The sequence below is a fragment of the Sphingomonas horti genome, assembly GCF_009753715.1.
Taxonomy (GTDB): domain Bacteria; phylum Pseudomonadota; class Alphaproteobacteria; order Sphingomonadales; family Sphingomonadaceae; genus Sphingomonas_B; species Sphingomonas_B horti.
The window spans coordinates 108,295-128,104 of sequence record NZ_WQMS01000013.1 but is presented as its reverse complement, the minus strand read 5'-3'; the positions used below and the strand labels follow the sequence as shown (position 1 = coordinate 128,104).

Annotated in this window: 20 protein-coding genes and 1 tRNA gene; 10 read left to right on the top strand and 11 right to left on the bottom strand. The window is 67.6% G+C overall.

Annotated features, from left to right (window positions below; translation table 11 throughout):
- Positions 1-53: 53 nt before the first annotated feature.
- The gene (locus GON01_RS10170) at positions 54-695 is read right to left on the bottom strand and encodes a PEPxxWA-CTERM sorting domain-containing protein (protein WP_181600035.1); all 642 of its coding nucleotides are present in this window, start codon (positions 693-695) and stop codon (positions 54-56) included.
- 104 nt (positions 696-799) lie between these two features.
- A complete protein-coding gene (gene murI, locus GON01_RS10165) occupies positions 800-1,591 on the bottom strand; it encodes a glutamate racemase (protein ID WP_157027264.1) in 792 nt (263 codons plus the stop codon).
- Between the two features lie 91 nt (positions 1,592-1,682).
- On the opposite strand from murI, the gene plsY reads away from it, so the two are divergent.
- Genes plsY through GON01_RS10150 form a run of 3 tightly spaced genes read left to right on the top strand, consistent with a single transcriptional unit; the run spans position 1,683 to position 4,662 of the window.
- Positions 1,683-2,297, top strand: coding sequence for a glycerol-3-phosphate 1-O-acyltransferase PlsY (plsY, locus tag GON01_RS10160; RefSeq protein ID WP_157027263.1), 615 nt, complete (start codon positions 1,683-1,685; stop codon positions 2,295-2,297).
- A 1-nt stretch (position 2,298) separates the two neighbouring features.
- Positions 2,299-3,384, top strand: coding sequence for a DNA-processing protein DprA (dprA, locus tag GON01_RS10155; protein ID WP_181600066.1), 1,086 nt, complete (start codon positions 2,299-2,301; stop codon positions 3,382-3,384).
- Positions 3,385-4,662: a dicarboxylate/amino acid:cation symporter gene (locus GON01_RS10150; RefSeq protein ID WP_157027262.1), complete on the top strand. Its 1,278-nt coding sequence runs from the start codon at positions 3,385-3,387 to the stop codon at positions 4,660-4,662.
- Between the two features lie 112 nt (positions 4,663-4,774).
- Here GON01_RS10150 and GON01_RS10145 read toward each other — a convergent pair whose 3' ends face one another.
- Positions 4,775-5,728, bottom strand: a complete 954-nt coding sequence (locus GON01_RS10145; protein ID WP_408640918.1) for a peptidylprolyl isomerase — start codon at positions 5,726-5,728, stop codon at positions 4,775-4,777.
- A 61-nt stretch (positions 5,729-5,789) separates the two neighbouring features.
- Between GON01_RS10145 and GON01_RS10140 the strand changes: the two genes are divergently transcribed.
- Positions 5,790-5,880: transfer RNA gene (locus tag GON01_RS10140), tRNA-Ser, on the top strand.
- Positions 5,881-5,920: 40 nt separating this feature from the next.
- On the opposite strand, the gene GON01_RS10135 is transcribed toward GON01_RS10140, so the two are convergent.
- Together GON01_RS10135 and GON01_RS10130 are read right to left on the bottom strand one after the other, a co-directional pair.
- Complete coding sequence (locus GON01_RS10135) at positions 5,921-6,103, bottom strand: DUF3008 family protein (RefSeq protein WP_157027260.1); 183 nt, start codon at positions 6,101-6,103, stop codon at positions 5,921-5,923.
- A gap of 11 nt (positions 6,104-6,114) precedes the next feature.
- Positions 6,115-6,786 carry a phosphoribosyltransferase gene (locus GON01_RS10130; protein WP_157027259.1) on the bottom strand — a complete coding sequence of 224 codons (672 nt, stop codon included), beginning with the start codon at positions 6,784-6,786 and terminating at the stop codon, positions 6,115-6,117.
- A gap of 214 nt (positions 6,787-7,000) precedes the next feature.
- Between GON01_RS10130 and GON01_RS10125 the strand changes: the two genes are divergently transcribed.
- Positions 7,001-7,174: a hypothetical protein gene (locus tag GON01_RS10125; protein ID WP_181600034.1), complete on the top strand. Its 174-nt coding sequence runs from the start codon at positions 7,001-7,003 to the stop codon at positions 7,172-7,174.
- A gap of 76 nt (positions 7,175-7,250) precedes the next feature.
- Here the strand turns inward: GON01_RS10125 and rpsI are convergent, their stop codons facing one another.
- Both rpsI and rplM read right to left on the bottom strand, forming a co-directional pair.
- Positions 7,251-7,775: a 30S ribosomal protein S9 gene (gene rpsI / locus GON01_RS10120; RefSeq protein ID WP_157027258.1), complete on the bottom strand. Its 525-nt coding sequence runs from the start codon at positions 7,773-7,775 to the stop codon at positions 7,251-7,253.
- Positions 7,775-8,254, bottom strand: coding sequence for a 50S ribosomal protein L13 (gene rplM / locus GON01_RS10115; protein WP_157027257.1), 480 nt, complete (start codon positions 8,252-8,254; stop codon positions 7,775-7,777). Before rplM ends, rpsI begins: the two co-directional genes overlap by 1 nt.
- Before the next feature lie 181 nt (positions 8,255-8,435).
- On the opposite strand from rplM, the gene GON01_RS10110 reads away from it, so the two are divergent.
- Complete coding sequence (locus GON01_RS10110) at positions 8,436-10,283, top strand: CocE/NonD family hydrolase (protein ID WP_232328772.1); 1,848 nt, start codon at positions 8,436-8,438, stop codon at positions 10,281-10,283.
- An 84-nt stretch (positions 10,284-10,367) separates the two neighbouring features.
- Here the strand turns inward: GON01_RS10110 and GON01_RS10105 are convergent, their stop codons facing one another.
- Genes GON01_RS10105 through purM form a run of 3 tightly spaced genes read right to left on the bottom strand, consistent with a single transcriptional unit; the run spans position 10,368 to position 12,998 of the window.
- Positions 10,368-10,970 carry a hypothetical protein gene (locus GON01_RS10105; RefSeq protein ID WP_157027255.1) on the bottom strand — a complete coding sequence of 201 codons (603 nt, stop codon included), beginning with the start codon at positions 10,968-10,970 and terminating at the stop codon, positions 10,368-10,370.
- Complete coding sequence (gene purN, locus GON01_RS10100; protein ID WP_157027254.1) at positions 10,967-11,911, bottom strand: phosphoribosylglycinamide formyltransferase; 945 nt, start codon at positions 11,909-11,911, stop codon at positions 10,967-10,969. Before purN ends, GON01_RS10105 begins: the two co-directional genes overlap by 4 nt.
- The gene (purM, locus tag GON01_RS10095) at positions 11,904-12,998 is read right to left on the bottom strand and encodes a phosphoribosylformylglycinamidine cyclo-ligase (RefSeq protein ID WP_157027253.1); all 1,095 of its coding nucleotides are present in this window, start codon (positions 12,996-12,998) and stop codon (positions 11,904-11,906) included. The genes purN and purM overlap by 8 nt, the downstream gene beginning before the upstream one ends.
- A 61-nt stretch (positions 12,999-13,059) precedes the next feature.
- On the opposite strand from purM, the gene GON01_RS10090 reads away from it, so the two are divergent.
- From GON01_RS10090 to GON01_RS10075, 4 genes are read left to right on the top strand one after another with little or no spacing between them, the layout of a single operon-like run.
- Positions 13,060-14,343: a heavy-metal-associated domain-containing protein gene (locus GON01_RS10090; RefSeq protein WP_309503442.1), complete on the top strand. Its 1,284-nt coding sequence runs from the start codon at positions 13,060-13,062 to the stop codon at positions 14,341-14,343.
- Positions 14,340-14,945: a P-loop NTPase family protein gene (locus GON01_RS10085; protein ID WP_157027251.1), complete on the top strand. Its 606-nt coding sequence runs from the start codon at positions 14,340-14,342 to the stop codon at positions 14,943-14,945. The genes GON01_RS10090 and GON01_RS10085 overlap by 4 nt, the downstream gene beginning before the upstream one ends.
- Positions 14,945-17,083, top strand: coding sequence for an RNA degradosome polyphosphate kinase (locus GON01_RS10080; protein ID WP_157027250.1), 2,139 nt, complete (start codon positions 14,945-14,947; stop codon positions 17,081-17,083). Before GON01_RS10085 ends, GON01_RS10080 begins: the two co-directional genes overlap by 1 nt.
- Complete coding sequence (locus GON01_RS10075) at positions 17,080-18,573, top strand: Ppx/GppA family phosphatase (protein ID WP_309503440.1); 1,494 nt, start codon at positions 17,080-17,082, stop codon at positions 18,571-18,573. The genes GON01_RS10080 and GON01_RS10075 overlap by 4 nt, the downstream gene beginning before the upstream one ends.
- A gap of 10 nt (positions 18,574-18,583) precedes the next feature.
- Here GON01_RS10075 and rnd read toward each other — a convergent pair whose 3' ends face one another.
- Positions 18,584-19,759 (bottom strand): ribonuclease D, encoded by a 1,176-nt coding sequence (gene rnd, locus GON01_RS10070; protein ID WP_157027249.1) that lies wholly within the window; start codon positions 19,757-19,759, stop codon positions 18,584-18,586.
- Positions 19,760-19,810 lie beyond the last annotated feature (51 nt).

The window sequence follows — 19,810 nt, the reverse complement described above, 5'->3', positions numbered from 1 at the left end:
ACTATTTACCGTCGCGCGGGCGGGCAAGCCAGTGCGAACAACTCGCAATAAGCCTAGGCGGCGGCCAGAGGCCGGCGCCGCGCGGCTCCCCCGATCAGGCCGAAGCCCGCGATCAGCATCGCCCAGACCGCCGGTTCCGGGATACCGCTCATCGGGGATGCGGTGCCGGTCAGGTTGTCGATGCGGAACGCCGTCGGCGCCCCGAAGTCCGAAACCCTGATGTCGAGCGTGTTGACGCCGGCAACGAAGCCGCTGTTCAGCACGAAAGGCACCAATGCCGAGAAGCCGTTGATGTCGATGCCGGTGTCGACGCCGTTCAGGAAGATGCGGCCGGCATTGTCGCTGCCGCCGCTGCCGCTGATCGACGCCGTGGTCGGGTCCAGCCCGGCCAGGCTGAACGAGAGCCGGTAGAAGGTCACGTTGCTGCCCGGATTTCCGTTCGCGGACAGCGAAACCCAGCGAGAATCCGCATCGTCCGCAACATAGCAGCATTGGAACGTCACTGCCTGCTGCCCGGCAAATCCCGGCGATGTCGAGGAGAAGATCGAATAATGCGGGTCGACGGTGCCATTGCCGCCGACCAGCGCCACATTGTTCGAATCGGTGCCCGTGTTGAACAGGCCGGTGATGGTGGCGGCGTTCGCGGATGCGCCGGCCATGGCCATTGGCGCGAGAATCCAGAGCAATTTCTTCATGATCACTCCCCTTTCTGCGACCGTCATCGTGGTTCTTGCAGTGGGCGTGAAACGTGTCGCGGCAACTGTCGCGCCGCCGACGAATCGCGTGCACCTGGCCAAGCTTATAGCACGGTTGTCCGCGCCAGGCCAAAGCGGTCGAGCGCCGGCCGAAGCGCGTCGATCTCATGGGCGGCGCGGGTGAAGACGGCCACTCCGGCCTGCGGAGCGGAAGGCCAGGTCTGGCCGTCGCAAAGGAACCGGATCCGCCGCGCAATCCCCTCTGCGCCGTCGACATAGGCGAGCGGCCGCGCCGCCGAGAGCTCCGGTTCGACCAGCCGGAAATGGGTGCAGGCGAGGACGACCGTGTCGATGCGCGCGCCTTCCGGCTGGCTGATCAGCCCGTCCAGGATGCGCGCATAGGCTGCCGGATCGGTCGGCTCGCTGCGAAGCTTCGCCTCCGCGAGGTCGACGAGCTCCGCCGAGCCGTGGCGCAGCACCAGGCAGTCGCTCGCGAACTCGGCGGCGAGCCGGTCGACATAAGGCTGGCGGATCGTCGCGTCGGTGCCGAGCACCCCGATCGCGCGCGTCCTCGACAGCAAGGCCGCCGGCTTGATCGCCGGAACGGTGCCGACCACCGGCACGTCCAAAGCGCTTCGCACATGGCCCAGCGCGATCGTGGAGGCCGTGTTGCAGGCGATCACCACAAGCCGGGGATGATAACGCTCGACCAGCCGCCCGAGCAGCGCCGGCACGCGCGCCGCGATCTCAGCTTCCGACTTGGTGCCATAGGGATAGCCGGCATTGTCCGCGGCATAGACGATCGGCGCATCCGGCAGCAGCATCCGCGCCGCCGCGAGCACGGAAAGCCCACCCACGCCAGAATCGAAGAACAGAAGCGGGCGGGGATCGGTCATGGAGGGGCCACCTAGCCAAGTTTCCGGCGGGAATCACCGCTCGAAGCGAACGGAGTTGTGTTTTGCGCGCTTTTGCGGTTTGTCCGGGCCCATGGGGGCGCAAACCACCGACGTGCTGTGGGAAATGCCGGCGCTTGCGCTGGCACTCGGCTATCTGCTGGGGTCGATCCCGTTCGGGCTGATCCTGACCCGGCTCGCCGGCGCGGGCGATCTGCGCGCGATCGGGTCGGGCAATATCGGCGCGACCAACGTGCTGCGCACCGGACGCAAGGGCCTGGCCGCCGCGACCCTGCTGCTCGACGCGCTGAAGGGCGCCGCCGCGGTCTGGCTGGGCGAAGCGATCGCGCCCGGAGGCGGCGTGCTCGGCGCAGCCGGCGCGTTCTTCGGCCATTGCTACCCGATCTGGCTCAGGTTCAAGGGGGGAAAAGGGGCGGCGACCTTCGGTGGCATCGGCTTTGCCGCCTGGTGGGCGATCGGGCTCAGCTATCTCCTGGTTTGGGTCGGCGTGCTCGCGCTGAGCCGCTATTCATCGGTCGGCAGTCTCGCGGCGGCACTGGCGGCTCCGATCGCCGCCTTCGCTTTCGGCCGCGCCGATTTCGGCGTGCTGTTCATCGCGCTCGCATTGATCGTCTTCTGGAGGCACCGCGGCAACATCGCGCGGCTGTTCGCCGGCACCGAACCCAAGGTCGGGCGCAAGAGTGGCTGATATCGAGCCCGACCACCGCGCGGCGAAGCTCCAGCTGCTGCGCACGCCGAACATCGGACCCGTCTCATATCGCCAGTTGATTGCCCGTTTTGGCAGTGCTGCCGCCGCGCTTGAGGCGTTGCCGATGTTGGCGGCGAGGGGAGGGCGCCGCGATTTCCGGCCGGCCGACCCGCGGCGGATCGAGCGGGAGCTTGCCGCGATCGCGAAGCTCGGCGCCCGTGCGCTGTTCGTCGACGATCCGGACTATCCGGCCCTGCTGCGCGCGACCGAGAGCGCGCCGCCGATGCTGATCGTGCGCGGACATATGGAATTGCTCGACCGGCCGATGGTCGCCATCGTCGGCGCGCGCAATGCCTCGGCCGCCGCCTGCCGTGTCGCGCGCGGTCTCGCGCAGCAGCTGGCGGGCGAGGGCGCGACGATCGTCTCCGGCCTCGCGCGAGGGATCGACACCGCCGCGCATGTCGGCGCGCTGCAGGGCGGCACGATCGCGGTGATCGCGAGCGGGATTGATGTCGCCTATCCGCCCGAGAATGCCGCGCTGCAGGAGAAGATCGCCACCGACGGCCTGCTGATCGCCGAGCAGCCGCCGGGCACCGAGCCGCTCGCCCGCCATTTCCCGTCGCGCAACCGCATCATCGCCGGCCTGTCGCTCGGCACGGTGGTGGTGGAGGCGGCGCCGAAGTCCGGCTCTCTGATCACGGCCCGCATCGCCGCAGAGTTGGGCCGCGAGGTGATGGGGGTGCCCGGATCACCGCTCGACCCGCGCGCGCAGGGCTGCAACCTGCTGATCCGCGAGGGCGCGACCCTGATCCAGAACGCGGCCGACGTGCTGGAGCAGATCCGCCCAATCGACCCGCGGGCGGTAGCCCAGCCCCTTAGCTCGTACGAACCGGGCCGGGCCGACGATGCGTCCGACACAGAACGTGAGGCAGTGCTGGACCTGCTCGGCCCCACCGCGGTCCCGGTGGACGAGGTCATCCGCCTGTCCGGCTTGCCGAGCGCCGTGGTGCAGACCGCCTTGCTGGAGCTGGAGCTCGCCGGCCGGCTGGAGCGCCACGCCGGCGGGCGCGTCAGCCTCGCCGCCTGAATGCGCATCTTCCGCCACCTCTATGCCCAGGTGCTCGTCGGCATCGTGCTGGGCGTGCTGGTCGGCTGGTTGTGGCCGGAATTCGGCGCGGCGCTGAAGCCGCTCGGCGACGCCTTCATCAAGCTGGTCAAGATGATGATCGCGCCGATCATCTTCACGACCGTGGTGCTCGGCATCGCCAAGATCGGCGATCTGCGCGCGCTCGGCCGCGTCGGGCTGAAGGCGCTCGTCTATTTCGAGGCGGTGACGACGCTGGCGCTGGTGATCGGGCTGGTGATCGTGAACCTCGTCAGGCCCGGCGACGGCATCAACGCCGATCCGGCGACGCTCAGCATGGCCGGTGTCGCCGACTATGCCGGCAAGGCGCATGAGCAAGGCGTGGCGCCGTTCCTGCTCGGCATCATCCCCGACAGCTTCTTCGGCGCGCTGACCGGGCCGGACCTGCTGCCGGTGCTGCTGGTCGCGATCCTTTCCGGCCTGACGCTCGCGCATATGGGCGAGAGCGGGGAGGCCGCCGTCCGCTTCCTCGACCGCGCGAGCGAGTTCTTCTTCCACATCATCGCGATGCTGATGCGCGTGGCGCCGATCGGCGCGTTCGGCGCGATGGCGTTCACGATCGGCAAATATGGCGTCGGCACGCTCGCGCAGCTCGGCGTGCTGATGCTCAGCGTCTATGCGACCTGCCTGCTGTTCGTGTTCGTCGTGCTGGGCGTGATCGCCTGGGCGAGCGGGTTTAGCATCTTCGCGTTCCTTCGCTACATCGCCGCCGAAATCCTGATCGTGCTCGGCACCTCATCGTCTGAAACCGCATTGCCACGGCTGATGCGCAAGCTGGAGGACCTCGGCTGTGCCAAGCCGGTCGTCGGTCTCGTCGTGCCGACCGGCTATTCGTTCAACCTGGACGGCACTTCGATCTACCTGACGATGGCCGCGATGTTCATCGCCCAGGCAACGAACACCGAATTGACGATTGGCCACCAGCTCGGCCTGCTTGCGATCCTGCTGCTGACGTCGAAAGGCGCGGCGGGCGTGACCGGCAGCGGGTTCGTGACGCTGGCGGCGACGCTCAGCGCCACGCACACGGTGCCCGTCGCCGGCATCGCCCTGATCCTGGGCATAGACCGTTTCATGTCGGAAGCGCGCGCGATCACCAACATCATCGGCAATGGCGTCGCGACTGTCGCGATCGCCCGCTGGGAAGGCGCCCTCGACCGCGACCGCATGCGCCGTGTGCTGGCGGGCGAACCGATCCACGATCCGGTGCTGGCGGACGAGTGACGTCGAACCATCCCATACCGTCATTGCGAGGAGCGAAGCGACGAAGCAATCCAGTCGTCCCGCCCCCCTTGCTGGATTGCTTCGCTTCGCTCGCAATGACGGCAACCATGTTTCAAGGCTTGCGCCTGATCGGCACCGGGATGTTGCAAATATCCGCTCCGCCCGCCGGCACGATGAAAAAAGCGTCCCTCCGGTTCGCCCGCGCGTCCGCGTAAGCGGCAAAGCTGGCGCTCTCGGTCGAGAGATACTGGAGATGCGGCCGCGCCGCCGCCGGCTGCTCGGACGCGAGCCGGATCGAGGCGATCGGCACCCGCTGCTCCGGCTTTTCATAGACGCCGAGCGGCCCCGTCCCGCGCGGCAGGCTGGACAGGTTCTCGATCCCCTCCACCACGCGCCCGACCAACGCGATGTTGCGGTCCAGATGCCGCGGCGCATGCCCGATCACGGTGTAGAGCTCGGCGCCCGTGCCCGCATCGGGCGGCATGTTCCGACCGACGCCAACCATGCCGTAGCAGTGGACGGGCCAGGCATTTCGTGTTGTCGACGGCGGCATCGGTCGCCCATTCTGATCGACGACTGGCACATCGTGTATGAGCTCAAAGGCGAGGGGCCAGCCAGAGTCGAAGAGAGTTCCGCGGGAATAGGGATCTGGATAGCGAAAGCGTGAGAGCCTGTTCTCCGCCGGTTTGGGTATGACGGTCATATAGGCACGCTCGGAAGCCTTCATCAGCCCCGCCGGCAGCGGCTTCTTCTCCGTCGGGTCGCCCCATTGCGCGACATAGTTGTCCTGCACGCGGGTGACGGCGGTGCCGTCCCACCAATGCGCTTTCGCAAGCGTGCGGATGTTCGCGATCCAGGGCTGGGAGAAGGGCGGCGGCATCAGCTGGATCACCACTTTTCGCGCGGCGCCGTCGCGATCGGGCGCGAGCTGCATCACCAGCAGGTCGTCCGGCGCGATGTCGACCCAGTCCGACGCCGGCGCCGCGGCGACGATCTCGCTCGGGGCCTTGGCGGGGGCGGCGGGGGCAGGGGCGGCGGCTTGCAGCAGCAGGAGCATCGTCAGCATGCCGCAAAGCATTGCACGCTGCCGAACCACAGGATAGGGGGCAGCGCTTCAACAGGCATGCGGAGCGGTGGCCGAGTGGTCGAAGGCGCTCGCCTGGAAAGTGAGTATACGGCAAAACCGTATCGAGGGTTCGAATCCCTCCCGCTCCGCCACCCGGTCTCCAGCTAGCGCCTCCGCGTCGCGACGCGCGGATCAGCTCTTCTTGTCGGGCAGCTTGCTGCGCTTGGTGTGGGCGAGCTTTTCGAGCTCTTTCTTGCTCATCGAGCTTTCCATCTGCTTCGACGCGCCTTTCAGGCTCGATTTCGGCTTTTCGCCTTCCTTAACCGCAAGCGCCGCGCCGGCGGCCATTTGCTGCTTCTTCGATTTGGCAGGCATCTGCTTCTCCTTTACGTCTGCTCCGTCTGCTGCGCCTGGCCCAGCAGGCGCACCACTTCCTCGTCGCTGGTCTGCTCGAAATCGCGGTAATAGAGCCCGACCGCGTAGAATGGGTCCGGCGTCGCGAGGCACAGGATCTCGTCGGCCTCTGACCCGAGGCTCTCGATCGTATCGGCCGCCGCCACGGGAACGGCCAGGATTAGCCGTCGCACCTCGGCTCCGCGCAAGGCCCGCAGCGACGCGCGGACCGTTCCTCCCGTCGCGATTCCGTCGTCGACCACCATGACCGTGCGGCCTTTTAGGGCCAGCGGCTCGCGGTCGCCCAGATAGGCGCGGCGTCGGCGTTCGATTTCCTGGAGCTCGCGCCGTTTCTGCTCCTCGACATAGGCGGAAGGAATGTTGAGCTGGCGCGCGACGTCGTTCAGCACGACCTGCGGATGATCGCCGTCGACCACCGCGCCGATCCCATATTCGGGCTGGCCGGGCGCTCCGATCTTACGCACGAACAGCAGGTCCATCGGCGCGCCGAGTGCCGTCGCCACTTCATAGGCGACCGGCACGCCGCCGCGCGGCAGCGCCAGCACGATCGGGTGCTCGGCCGCATAACGGCGCGCAGCCTCCGCCAGTTTCCGGCCGGCATCGCGGCGATCGTCGAAGCGGGCCGGCGTTCGGGAATCGGTCATGCCGAAGACCATCGGACCTCCGTTGCGGTAACGGAGAGCGCCGCGCGCCTGTTCCCTCTGCGCCGAGCCGTGGAAACGGTCGCGCGCGCGAATCGTTGGGGCAGGCACAAGGAGATTGTCCGTGCCCAGTCTTGACGAAGCTCGTATCGCCCCTGAAACGTCGCCCGGGAACGCACCTGCCGGCGACGCGGCAGGCAATGCAACGGAGAAACCGGTGAACGAGATCGTAGAATCAGCGCGGCTTCACAAGGACGGAGAGGAAAAGGCTGCGTCAGAAAAGCGAACCGCCTGGCTGGCGGCAGGCGTCGGCGTGGGCATCGGCTCGGCCGCCCTGGTCGCCGCGATGCTGTACGCGAACCGCGACAAGGGCAAGGGGCGCAAGAAATAGCGGACGCGCATATCGCCGAATCGAAAAGGGCGGCCCCGAACGGGACCGCCCTTTGTCTTTGTAAGTGTCGCGAGCCTTAGCGCTTCGAGAACTGGAAGCTGCGGCGGGCCTTGGCGCGGCCGTACTTCTTGCGCTCGACGACGCGCGAGTCGCGGGTCAGGAAGCCGGCGGCCTTGACCGTGGAGCGCAGCGCCGGCTCGTAGCGGCTCAGCGCCTGGGCGATGCCGTGCTTGACAGCACCTGCCTGGCCCGAAAGCCCGCCGCCCTTCACGGTCGCGATCACGTCATACTGCTCGCGGCGTTCGGCGACGTCGAACGGCTGGTTGATGACCAGGCGCAGCGTCGGGCGGGCGAAATAGACTTCCTGGTCGCGGCCGTTGACGACGATCTTGCCGCTGCCCGGCTTCAGCCAGACGCGGGCGACGGCGTCCTTGCGGCGGCCGGTCGCATAGGCGCGGCCCTGTTTGTCGATCTGCTGCTCGCGCAGCGGCGCGGCGGGCTGGGCGACCGGAGCGGCGGCTTCGCCTTCGGCCGCGACGGCGGGCTCAACGCCCTGGGTGATGTTGCCGAGGTCGGCGAGGGACTGACGCGTATCGGACATTATGCGCCCACCTTGTTCTTGCGGTTCATCGAGGCGACGTCGAGCACCTCGGGGTTCTGCGCGGCATGGTCATGCTCCGCGCCGGCGAAGATGCGCAGGTTGCGCATCTGCTGGCGGCCGAGCGGACCGCGTGGGATCATCCGCTCGATCGCCTTCTCGAGCACACGCTCCGGGAAGCGGCCTTCCAGCACCTTGCCCGCGGTGATTTCCTTCAAGCCGCCCGGATAGCCGGTGTGCTTGTAGTACATCTTGTCCTGCAGCTTGTTGCCAGTGAACCGCACCTTGCCCGCATTGACGATGATGACGTTGTCGCCGCAGTCGATGTGGGGGGTAAAGCTCGGCTTGTGCTTGCCGCGCAGGATGTTGGCGACGATCGAGGCGAGACGCCCGACCACCAGACCGTCGGCATCGATCAGATGCCACTTCTTCTCGACCGTGGCCGGCGTTGCCGACTTGGTCGTCTTCATCAGCGCCTTCATGGCCACCTCTGCTAGAAACAAACGACGCCGCCCGGCAGGGGCGGTGCTGCTGGCGGGGCATTTGCGTGGGGAGGGGCGAAAAGTCAAGCAAAACGGCGCGGTTCGTGACGGGTAAAATAATACCTTGCTCAAATCAGGTCGGACGTGACAATCCCGATCGCGGATGCAACAAACCCTTCCCATGACCAAGGCCTTGCTGCTCGCAACGCTCGCCCTCGCTCCTGCCATCGCCACCGCCCAGACGCCGCCGATGGCGCCGGACACGGTCGCCGAATATCAGCGCGTGCGCCCGCAGGCCGATTACATCCGGCGCGAGGTGATGATCCCGATGCGCGACGGGGTTAAGCTGTTCACCGTCATCGTGATGCGCAAAGGCACGAAGAACGGGCCGATCCTGCTCAGCCGCACGCCCTATGACGCGGACAAGGCGACGTGGCGCATCCCGAGCCAGCGGATCGAGGACATCCTGCCGATCATGGACAAGGAGTTCGTCAACGACGGCTATATTCGCGTCTATCAGGACGTGCGCGGCCTTCATAAGTCGGAGGGCGACTATGTGATGAACCGCCCCCTGCGCGGGCCGCTCAACGACACGCCGGTCGACCACGCCACCGACGCCTATGACACGATCGACTGGCTGGCGAAGAACGTGCCCGAGTCGAACGGCAAGGTTGGCATCACCGGCTCCTCCTATCTCGGCTTTACTTCTCTGATGGCCCTGGTCGACCCGCACCCGGCGTTGAAGGCGGCGGTGCCGCAAAGCCCGATGGTCGATGGCTGGATGGGCGACGACTGGTTTCACAACGGCGCCTTCCGCCTGAACAGCTTCGACTATTTCACAGGGCAAATGGCAAAGGACAATGGCGGCGACATTCCGCACGGCGATGGCGACGACTACACGACCTATCTGGACGCCGGCTCGGCGGGCGATTTCGCTCGCGCCTATGGCCTCGACGCTTTCGCCGTCACCCGCAAGTTCATGGAGCACCCGGCCTATGACAGCTACTGGCAGGATCAGGCGGTCGATAAATTGCTCGGCGCCCGCAAGCTGACCGTGCCAACCATGCTCGTCGTCGGGCAATGGGACCAGGAAGACAGCTACGGCGCGCCCGCCGTCTATCGCGCGCTGGAGCCGCAGGACGCGAACAACGACATGGTGTCGCTGGTGATCGGCCCATGGCGGCACAGCGGCGTCAATTACGAGGCGCGCGAGCTCGGCCAGGTGAAGCTGAAGGGCGATACCGGCCTTCAATTCCGCCGCGATTATATGAAGCCGTTCCTCGACCGCTATCTGAAGGACGGCGCGCCGCAGACGCCGACGCCGCCGGTGCTGACCTATGCGACCGGAGCCGACCAGTGGCAGGTCTCGCAGAAATGGCCCGCCGGCACCGCGACGCCGCTTTATCTGCAGGGCGATTTCGGCCTGTCCTGGAGCAAGCCTCGCGGCGGGTCCGACAGCTACGTCTCCGATCCCGCCAAGCCGGTGCCGTTCGTGCCGCGCCCGGTGCATTTTCGCGAGAACGACGTCTGGCGGACCTGGCTGCTCCACGACCAGCGCTTCGTCGAAAGCCGGCCGGACGTGCTGACCTTTACGTCCGCCGCGCTCGACAAGCCGGTGCACATCATGGGTGCGCCGAAGGTGGACCTATGGGCGGCAACCAGCGGCACTGACAGCGATTGGGTGGTGAAGCTGATCGACGTCTCGCCCGACGGTTCGGAGCTGCCGATCGGCATCGAGATCTTCCGCGGCCGCTATGTCCACAGCTTCGAGAAGCCGGAACCGCTGAAGCCCGGCAAGGCTGAGGACTACAAATGGTCGCTGCCGAACGTGAACCATGTGTTCCAGCCGGGCCACAAGCTGATGGTGCAGGTCCAGTCGAGCCTGTTCCCGCTCTACGACCGCAACCCGCAAACGTTCGTGCCGAACATCTTCAACGCGAAGCCGGCAGACTATCGGAAAGCGACTCAGACCATCTACCACGATGAGTGGCGGCCGAGTGCGGTGTGGCTGCCGGTGGTTTCGGACTGACTCCTGTATTCCCGCGAAAGCGGAAATCTAGAAACGGCGTCGAGAAAAGAGGGATTCCCGCTTTCGCGGGAATACAGGACAGATTCAGCGCCTGAACGCCCCGTCCACGGCTTTTTTCGCCTGCGCTTCCGGCACGCGCCCGACCAGCGACAGGCCGCGCAAGCGGATGCTGCTGCCCCCCAGCAAATGCCCTTCGCGCACATAGGCGAGCTGATACACCGCCGCCGCGTCATGCATCTCGCCTTTGCTGGTGAAGCGGCTGACGATCGCGACCGGCACGCGCAGGTCGCCGGCGGCGGTGCGCTTCGCGTCCGATTCCTTCAGCGCGTCGGCCAGCCAGCGCGCCTCGATCCGCGCATCGCCGGCCGTTTCGATCGGCGTGACGTCCAGCTTCGACGGCAGGATCAGCCGCTGGCTCTGGATCACCTGATCCGGGTCGACCGCCTCGATGGTCAGCCTCTTGCCGTCATCGACAGGGCGGGCACGGAGCACCAGCGCCGCCTCCACCTTGCCTTCCTTCTGCGCTGTGGCGGCGCGGTCGGCTTCCGCGCTCCTGCGCTCCGCATAGCTGTTCCATAGCGTCGCGGCGGAGATCAGCACGGCCGCGACGGCGACGGCTTCGCCCAGCGAAATCCAGCGGCGGCGGATCTTGGCGGCTTCGCGCCGTTCCTTAGGTGTTTCGCTCAAAACTCTCTGATCCCGACCAATTTACGTGGCGCGACCAGCTTCCAGCTGAGCTCGATCCGGTCGGCGACATGATCCCAGTCCGTGTCGCCGCTGTCCAGCCGCACGCCGACCCAGCCGCTCGGCCCGAAATAGGCGGGGCGGTAGTAGATGTCGGGATCCTGGTCGATCAGCTGCGCCTGCTCGTCAGGCCCGCTGGTCTTGACGATGATCGCGATGATGCCGTCGCCATGATGGTCGTGCGTGAAATAGCAGAACATCTTGCCGCCCTGAACGCGGAAGCAGGGCATGCCGTGGGAAATCGTCTCCTCCGCACCGGGCAGCTGGGTGGCGATCTCGCGCACGCGGCCTAGCTTCGCCTCGGGCGTGCGGTCGCGCGTCACGAAATTGGCCAGCGCGCGCGGATAGAGCTGATGCTCCGCGATCAGCACCCGCGCGGCGAGCGTCTCGGCCGTGTCGCCCGGCAGCACCGCGACCTCGATCTGATCCAGCACCGGCCCGTCGTCGAGCTCCGCCGTCACTTCGTGCACAGAGCAGCCGACCGTCCGGTCGCCGGCTTCCAGCGCCCGTGTATGGGTGTCGAGCCCCTTGTATCTGGGCAGCAGGGACGGGTGAATGTTGACGATCCGCCCGCCCCATTTGTCGATGAACTCGGGCGAGAGCAGCCGCATATAGCCGGCCAGCGCCACATAATCGGCGCCGGCAGCCCGCAGCTGCGCGTCGATCAGCGCATCGAACTCCGCGCGCCCCATCCCCTTGTGGCTGAGCGCGAACGTGGGAACCCTTTCCGCCTTCGCCAGCGCCAGCCCCGCCGCGTCCGGATCATTCGAAGCGACCAGCACGACCTCGTACGGGCAATCCGGCAGCCGGGATGCGTAGAGCAAGGCAGCCATGTTCGACCCGCGCCCGGAAATGAGCACGGCGACCCGAGCGCGCTCAGGCAAGGTGCTTTGCCTCCCAGGGCTCTCGTGCCGACCAGGCTTCGTCCGAGCCGGCGACGGTGCAGCCGCGCGGGCCTTGTTCGACACGGCCGATCGCGAACACCGTCTCGCCCGCGGCTTCCAGCGCGGCCTTGACGCCATCGGCCTGGTCCGGCGCGACCACCGCGACCATGCCTATGCCGCAGTTGAAGGTGCGCGCCATTTCCTCCGGCTCGATTGCGCCTTGTGCCTGCAGGAACGCCATCAGCCGCGGCTGCGGCCAGGCGTCGGCGTCGATGCGGGCGTGGAGGCCGTCGGGCAGCACGCGCGGCACATTCTCCAGCAGCCCGCCGCCGGTGATGTGGGCCAGCGCCGCGATCTTGCCCGCGCGCACCAGCGGCAGCAGCGACTTCACATAGATGCGCGTCGGCGCCATCAGCGCGTCGATCAGCAGCGCGTCCTGGTCGAACAGGGCAGGGCGGTTCAGCTTCCAGCCCTTGTCCGCCGCCAGCCTGCGCACCAGCGAATAGCCGTTGGAATGAACTCCGGTGGAAGCGAGGCCCAGGATCATGTCGCCGGCCTTGACGCGGTTGCCGGTGAGCGCCTGGTCCCGCTCCACCGCGCCGACGCAGAAGCCGGCCAGATCATAGTCGCCATCGACATACATGCCCGGCATTTCCGCCGTCTCGCCGCCTATCAGCGCGCAGCCGGCCCGGCGGCAGCCCTCGGCGATGCCGGCGATCACGCGTTCGGCGACGCCGCTCTCCAGCCTTCCGGTCGCGTAATAGTCGAGGAAGAACAGCGGCTCCGCGCCCTGCACGATCAGGTCGTTCGCGCACATCGCGACAAGGTCGATGCCGACGCCGTCGTGCCGGTCATGCTCGATCGCGAGCTTCAGCTTGGTGCCGACGCCGTCGTTCGCCGCGACCAGCAGCGGGTCGGCATAGCCCGCCGCCTTCAGATCGAAGAAGCCGCCGAAGCCGCCCAACTCCGCGTCTGCCCCCGGCCGCCGCGTCGCCTTGGCCAGCGGCGCGATCGCCTTCACCAGCGCATTTCCGGCCGCAATCGAGACGCCCGCCCGGGCATAGGTATAGCTGTCGCCCTCACTCATAGGCGCGCGCCCTAGCGACAAGACGCTTGGATTTCCACCGGGGACGCGCCAGAAGGGCGCCGTGATCGCGCTGCGCCGTTTCTCCGTTCCGATTCCGTTGGTCCTGTTGCTGGTCGTGGCGCTCGGCGCCGCGGCGGTGCTGCGCGCGCAGATCGAAGGTGGCGATCGCGGCGTGCCGCCGGTCGACAGCTCGTCGAGCTTCGAGGTGACGGGGATCGACGTCGACGTTTATGCGGCGAACGCGGAAGCCGCGCGGCTTGCCGGCTGGCGGCTGGCGCAGCGCCGCGGCTGGGACGCGCTCTGGGCGCGGACCCATGGCGGCGAGAAAGGGCCCAGCCTGTCCGATTCGGCGCTGGACGGAATCGTCGCCGGCATCGTCGTCGAGAATGAGCAGATCGGCCCGCATCGCTATATCGCGCGGCTGGGCGTCCTGTTCGACCGCGCCCGCGCCGGCACCATCCTCGGCACCACCGGAAACCTGATGCGCTCGGCGCCGATGCTGATCATCCCCGTGCAATGGTCCGGCGGCGTGCCGCAATCGTTCGAGACGCGCACCGAATGGCAGAAGGCCTGGGCCCGTTTCCGCACCGGCGGCAGCCCGATCGATTATGTCCGGCCGACCGGCACCGGAGTCGATTCGCTGATCCTGACGCCGGCCCAGACCCGGCGCCCCGGTCGCACCTGGTGGCGGCTGCTGATCGACGGCTATGGCGCCGCCGACGTGCTGGTCCCGCAGGTGGAGATTCAGCGCCAGTGGCCCGGCGGCCCGGTGATCGGTCGCTTCTCCGCCTATCATGGGCCCGATCGCGAATATCTTGGCGGCTTCGTGCTCCGGGTCGACTCGGCCGACGGGCTGCCGAAGCTGCTGGATGAAGGCGTGAAGCGGATGGACGCGCTGTTCGTCCAGGCGCTGCAGCAGGGCAGGCTGGTCCCCGACCCGTCGCTGATCGCCGAGCCGGTTGCCCCCACCGACGAAGAGCTGGACGCGCTCGCCAACGCGGCTCCGGAAGAAACGCCGACCGTCGTTTCCGACGTGCTGACGCCCGGCGTCTCGGTCATCAACGTTCAGTACGACACGCCGGACGTCGCGTCCGTCAGCGCCGGCGAGTCGACCCTTCGCGGCATCCCCGGCGTTCGGACCGCGCAGACGGCGAGCCTCGCGCTCGGCGGCGTGTCGGTGATGCGGGTGAACTTCGCCGGCGATCAGGGCGCGCTCGCCGCGGCTCTCCAGGCGCGCGGCTGGCAGGTCCAGCAAGGCCCGAGCACGCTCCGCATCCGTCGCGGCGCACCGGCGGCTCCGGCGTCGCCGTCGCCAAGCCCGAGCGGAACCCCGGCCCGCAAATGAACCAGATGGCGCTGCCGCTCGGCTGGCCCGCCGACGAGCGTCAGGAAGACTTCATCGTCGGCGAAAGCAACGCGCGCGCGGTCAAGCACCTCGAACATTGGGGCACCTGGCCGGTGATGGCGACCTTGCTGGTCGGGCCGCGCAAATCCGGCCGCAGCCTGCTCGGCCGCCTGTTCGCCCGGAAATCGGGCGGACGGTTGATCGACGATGCAGACCGCCGGCCGGAGGAAGAGCTGTTCCACGCCTGGAACGGCGCGCAGGAGAGCCATAAGCCGCTGCTGATCGTCGCCGACGAAGCGCCGCCGGCCTGGAAAATCCGGCTGCCGGACCTGAGGACCCGCCTGTCGGCCACGCCGGTGATCAGCCTGGGCGATCCCGACGACGCGCTGGCCGCGAGGCTGATCGAAAAGCTGCTGCTGCAGCGCAATTTGCAGGTGCCGCCCGGTCTCGTGCCCTGGCTGATGCCCCGGATCGAGCGGACCCATATCGGGATTATCCAGGCGGTCGACGCGCTCGACGAGGCGGCGTTGGCCAAACGCGTGCGATTGTCGATCAAGCTGGCGCGCGATACGTTCGCCGCGAAGCAGGAGGATTTGTTCTGATGCGCCCCGAACCGGCCCTGCGCGAGGAAGCGGCGCCGAGCGACGGCCAGCGCTATTTCAACCGGGAGCTGAGCTGGCTCGCCTTCAACCGGCGGGTGCTCGAAGAAGCCTGCAATCCGAACCATCCGTTGCTGGAGCGGCTGCGTTTCCTGTCGATCTCCGGCAACAATCTCGACGAGTTCTTCATGGTGCGGGTGGCGGGCCTGAAGGGTCAGCAGCTCCAGGACGTCGACGAGCGCTCGCCCGAGGGCTTCACCGTCAATCAGCAACTCGCCGCCGTGACCGCCGAGGCCGAGGCGCTGATGCAGGCGCAGCAGCGGGTCTGGGCCGATCTCCGCGAGGCGCTGGCGGCGGCCGAGATCGCGCTGGTCGACGAACATGACCTGCCGGCGGACGCCCGCAACTGGCTGGAAGCCCATTTCCGCGCCCACATCTTCCCGATCATCACGCCGCAGGCCCTCGATCCGGCGCACCCGTTTCCCTTCATCCCGAATCGCGGGCTGGGCGTGATCTTCGACCTGGTGCGCCTGTCGGACAAGGAGCCGATCCGTGAGCTGGTGATGCTGCCGCCGACCTTGCCGCCGTTCGTGCGGATTCCCGGCGAGCGGGCGCGCTACATCGCGATGGAATCAGTGCTCCGCGCCTTCACCGCGCTGCTATTCCCAGGCTACGAGGTGAACGGCTCCGGCGTGTTCCGGGTGATCCGGGACAGCGACATCGAGATCGAGGAGGAAGCGGAAGACCTGGTCCGCTATTTCCGCAGCGCGATCAAGCGCCGCCGCCGCGGTCGGGTGATCCGGCTGGAGCTGGAAAAGGGCATTCCCGAAGCGCTCGAGCGCCAGGTCCGCGAGGAACTGGGCGGCGATACGATCGTGACCGTCGCCGGCGGCTTGCTCGGCATCGGGGACCTCGAGGCGCTGGTCGAGGAAGACCGGCCCGACCTCAAATGGGACCCGTTCTCGCCCCGCTTCCCGGAACGCATCCGCGAATATGGCGGCGACTGCTTCGCCGCGATCAAGGCCAAGGACATCGTCGTCCATCACCCTTACGAAACGTTCGACGTCGTGCTCGCCTTCCTGAACCAGGCCGCGGCTGACCCTGACGTGGTCGCGATCAAGCAGACGCTCTACCGCGCCGGCAAGCAGTCGGCCGTCATCCGCGCGCTGATCGACGCGGCGGAGGCCGGCAAGTCGGTCACCGCCGTGGTCGAGCTGAAGGCGCGCTTCGACGAAGAGCAGAACCTGCTCTGGGCCTCCGCGCTGGAGCGCGCGGGCGTGCAGGTCGTCTATGGCTTCATCGAATGGAAAACCCACGCCAAGGTATCGATGGTCGTGCGGCGGGAGGAAGGCGGCTACCGCACCTACTGCCATTTCGGGACCGGCAATTACCATCCGATCACCGCCAAGGTTTATACCGACCTCAGCTTCTTCACCGCCGATCCGCGCGTCGGGCGCGATGCGGCGCAGCTGTTCAACTACATCACCGGCTATGTCGAGCCGACCAACCTTGAACTGCTGACCATTTCGCCGCTTCACCTGCGCGAGCGGCTGTCGGCGCTGATCGACGACGAGATCGCGCATGCCCGTGCGGGCCGGCCGGCGAGCATCTGGGCGAAGATGAACTCGCTGGTCGACCCCGCGATGATCGAGAAGCTCTACGCGGCCAGTGCCGCGGGCGTGCATGTCGACCTCGTCATCCGCGGCATCTGCTGCCTCAGGCCCGGCGTGCCGGGCCTTTCGGAGAATATCCGCGTCAAGTCGATCATCGGCCGCTTCCTTGAGCACAGCCGCATCTTCGCGTTCGGCAACGGCCGCGCGCTTCCCAATGACAAGGCGAAGGTCTTCATCTCGTCGGCCGACTGGATGCCGCGCAATTTCGACCGCCGCGTCGAATATATGCTGCCGATCGTGAACCCGACGGTGCACGATCAGGTTCTGGACCAGGTGATGGTCGCGAATCTGATCGACAATGAGCAGAGCTGGGAGCTTCAGCCGGACGGCTCCTATGTCCGCGATGTGCCGGGTGAGCGCCCGTTCAATCTGCACCGCTATTTCATGACCAACCCGTCGCTTTCCGGCCGCGGCAAGTCGCTCGCCAACAGCGACGCGGTGCCGACGTTGAGCCTGAGGCGCCGGTGAGCGACACCGCGCTGCTCGATCGCCCCGCCGCGCCTGCGCGCCACGCGCGTGCGGTCCGGTCTGCGATCATCGACATCGGTTCGAACTCGATCCGCCTCGTCGTCTATGGCGGCCCGGCGCGCATCCCGGCGGCGATGTTCAACGAAAAGATCATGGCCGGCCTGGGGCGCAGCCTGGATGCCACGGGGGCCATACCGCCCGCGTCGATGGACGCCGCGCTCCGCGCGCTCGCCCGGTTCAAGCTGCTCAGCGACGAGATGCGGGTGGAGCGGCTGCGCACCGTCGCGACTGCCGCGGTCCGCGACGCAGCCAATGGCGACGAGCTGCTGGCCCGCGCGGCGGAGCTGGGGCTGACGGTCGAGCTTCTTCCAGGCCAGGAGGAAGCGGAAGCGGCGGCGCTGGGCGTGCTGAGCGCCATCCCTGACGCTGACGGGCTGGTCGGCGACCTCGGCGGCGGCAGCCTGGAGCTCACACGAATCGCCGGCGGCCGCGTGCGTGATCGCGCGTCCTTCCCGCTTGGCGTGCTCCGGATCGCGGGACTCGACGGCCGCAAGGGCGCGCTCGACGCGCTGGTCGCGGAGCATCTGGCGCGCGCGCCCTGGCTCGCTTCGGCACGCGGGCTGCCGCTCTACCTTGTCGGCGGATCGTGGCGCGCTCTGGCACGGATCGACATGGCGCTGTCCGGCTATCCGCTCGCCATCGTCCACCAATATATGATGGCGCCGGCCGCCGCCGACCGGCTGGCCCGCACGGTCGCGCAAAGCAGCCGCGAACAGCTGAGGCTGGTGCCGTCGCTGTCCGGTTCCCGCATCGCGATGCTCGGCGAGGCCTCGGCGTTGCTGGCGGTGCTGGTCCGGGAGCTGCAGAGCAAGAGCCTGACCGTCTCCGCCTATGGTCTGCGCGAGGGGCTGCTGTTCCGCGACCTGCCCGACGATATCCGGGCCGAAGACCCGCTGATCGTTGCGTGCCGCGAGGAAGCCGAGGTGCAGGGCCGCTTCCCGGAGCATGGCGAGCTGCTCGATCGCTGGATCGCGCCGCTGTTCCCGAAGAACACGGACGCGCGGCTGCGGCTTGCCGCCTGCCTGCTCGGCGACACCGGCTGGCGCGCCAATCCCGAATTCCGGGCGGAGCGCGCTTTCGAGACCGGCGCGCACGGTAATTGGGTCGGCATCGACGCGCGTGGCCGCGTGCTGCTCGGCCAGGCGCTGTTCACCGCATTCGGCGGCGGCGCCGGCTCGCTCGGTGCCCTGGCGACGCTGGTCGGCGAGAACGACGTGCGCCGCGCCATCCGCTGGGGCCTCGCGATCCGCCTCGGCCAGCGCCTCAGTGGGGGCGTCGCCGGGCCGCTGCGCCGATCCTCGCTGAAAGTGGAGGGCAGGGCGCTATGCCTTAGCCTGCCCGGCCAGGACCGCGGTCTGTACGGCGAAGCGGTCGAAAAGCGCTTCCGCCAGCTCGCCGAGGCAATGGGGCTGGAAGCGAAATTGGTCTGACGCCAGGGAGCTACCCGCCCGCAACTTCCGTCCGCGTCATCTTCAGCTTGCCGTTCTTCACCGCGAAGGCGAGCCGGCCCTCGACCAGGTCGAGCGCGTCCTTGCCGAATTGCTCGCAGCGCCAGCCTTCCAGGATCGCAAGTCCGTCGCGCCGTCCCGCCGCCAGCAGCTCCAGCTCGTCGGTCCGGGCCAACAACCGCGGCGCCACGTCGATTTCGCGCGCGCGGATTTTCAGCAGCAGCTTCAGAAGGTCCGCGACCAGTCCGCCTTCCTTGCCGAGCCCGGGCCTGCGCTCCTCGCGCGGCATCTCGTCGGGGGCGAGCGGCGCGGCCTCGCCAAGTGCCTTCATCATCCTCCCGCCGATATCGTTGCCGCCCCAGCTGGCCGATAGGCCGCGGACTTTGGCAAGATCGCTCTGCTCGCGCGGCGGATGGGCGGCGATATCGGCCAGCGTCTCGTCCTTGACGATGCGGCCGCGGGGCAGGTTCTTGCCGCGCGCCTCGCGCTCGCGCCAGGCTGCGAGCGCCTTCAGCCGCCCCAGCACGTCCGCCTTGCGGCTCGGGATCTTGACGCGCTGCCACGCGAGCTCGGGATCGTTGACATAATTGGCGGGGTCCGCCAGCCGCTCCATTTCCTCGTCGAGCCAATAGCCGCGACCCTGCTTCACCAGCCGATTCACGATCAGCGGGAAGATGCGGACAAGGTGGGTGACGTCGCCGATTGCATAATCGATCTGCCGCCGGTCGAGCGGGCGGCGCGCCCAGTCGGTGAAGCGCGCACCTTTGTCGAGCTGGATACCGAGCCAGCAGTCGACCAGGTTGCCGTAGCCGATCTGCTCGCCTTGCCCCAGCGCCATCGCCGCGATCTGCGTATCGAAGATCGGGTGCGGCGTCTTGCCGGTCAGATTGTGGATGATCTCGACATCCTGTCCGCCGGCGTGGAAGACCTTCAGCACGTCCGGGTTGTCGACCAGCAGGTCCAGCAGCGGGGTCAGGTCGATGCCGTCCGCCTTGGGATCGATCGCCGCGGCTTCCTTCTCGTCGGCGATCTGGATCAGGCAGAGATCGGGCCAATAGGTGTTCTCGCGCATGAACTCGGTGTCGACCGCGACGAAGCGGGACTTGGCGAAGCGGGCGCAGAGATCGGCAAGTGTGGCGCTGTCGGTAATCAGCGGATGGATTTGCATGGTTGCGCAATAGCTTTGTCACGCGCCTTGACAATCCCGTCGCGCGCTAGG

Coding starts and splice junctions, on each gene's coding strand:
- GON01_RS10130 (WP_157027259.1), bottom strand. CDS start 6,786: ATGACCGATTCCCGAACGCCGGCCCGCTTCGACGATCGCCGCGATGCC.
- plsY (WP_157027263.1), top strand. CDS start 1,683: ATGGGGGCGCAAACCACCGACGTGCTGTGGGAAATGCCGGCGCTTGCG.
- GON01_RS10135 (WP_157027260.1), bottom strand. CDS start 6,103: ATGCCTGCCAAATCGAAGAAGCAGCAAATGGCCGCCGGCGCGGCGCTT.
- rpsI (WP_157027258.1), bottom strand. CDS start 7,775: ATGTCCGATACGCGTCAGTCCCTCGCCGACCTCGGCAACATCACCCAG.
- GON01_RS10145 (WP_408640918.1), bottom strand. CDS start 5,728: ATGCTGACGATGCTCCTGCTGCTGCAAGCCGCCGCCCCTGCCCCCGCC.
- murI (WP_157027264.1), bottom strand. CDS start 1,591: ATGACCGATCCCCGCCCGCTTCTGTTCTTCGATTCTGGCGTGGGTGGG.
- rplM (WP_157027257.1), bottom strand. CDS start 8,254: ATGAAGGCGCTGATGAAGACGACCAAGTCGGCAACGCCGGCCACGGTC.
- GON01_RS10080 (WP_157027250.1), top strand. CDS start 14,945: ATGCGCCCCGAACCGGCCCTGCGCGAGGAAGCGGCGCCGAGCGACGGC.
- purM (WP_157027253.1), bottom strand. CDS start 12,998: ATGAGTGAGGGCGACAGCTATACCTATGCCCGGGCGGGCGTCTCGATT.
- GON01_RS10085 (WP_157027251.1), top strand. CDS start 14,340: ATGAACCAGATGGCGCTGCCGCTCGGCTGGCCCGCCGACGAGCGTCAG.
- GON01_RS10150 (WP_157027262.1), top strand. CDS start 3,385: ATGCGCATCTTCCGCCACCTCTATGCCCAGGTGCTCGTCGGCATCGTG.
- GON01_RS10170 (WP_181600035.1), bottom strand. CDS start 695: ATGAAGAAATTGCTCTGGATTCTCGCGCCAATGGCCATGGCCGGCGCA.
- GON01_RS10110 (WP_232328772.1), top strand. CDS start 8,436: ATGACCAAGGCCTTGCTGCTCGCAACGCTCGCCCTCGCTCCTGCCATC.
- rnd (WP_157027249.1), bottom strand. CDS start 19,759: ATGCAAATCCATCCGCTGATTACCGACAGCGCCACACTTGCCGATCTC.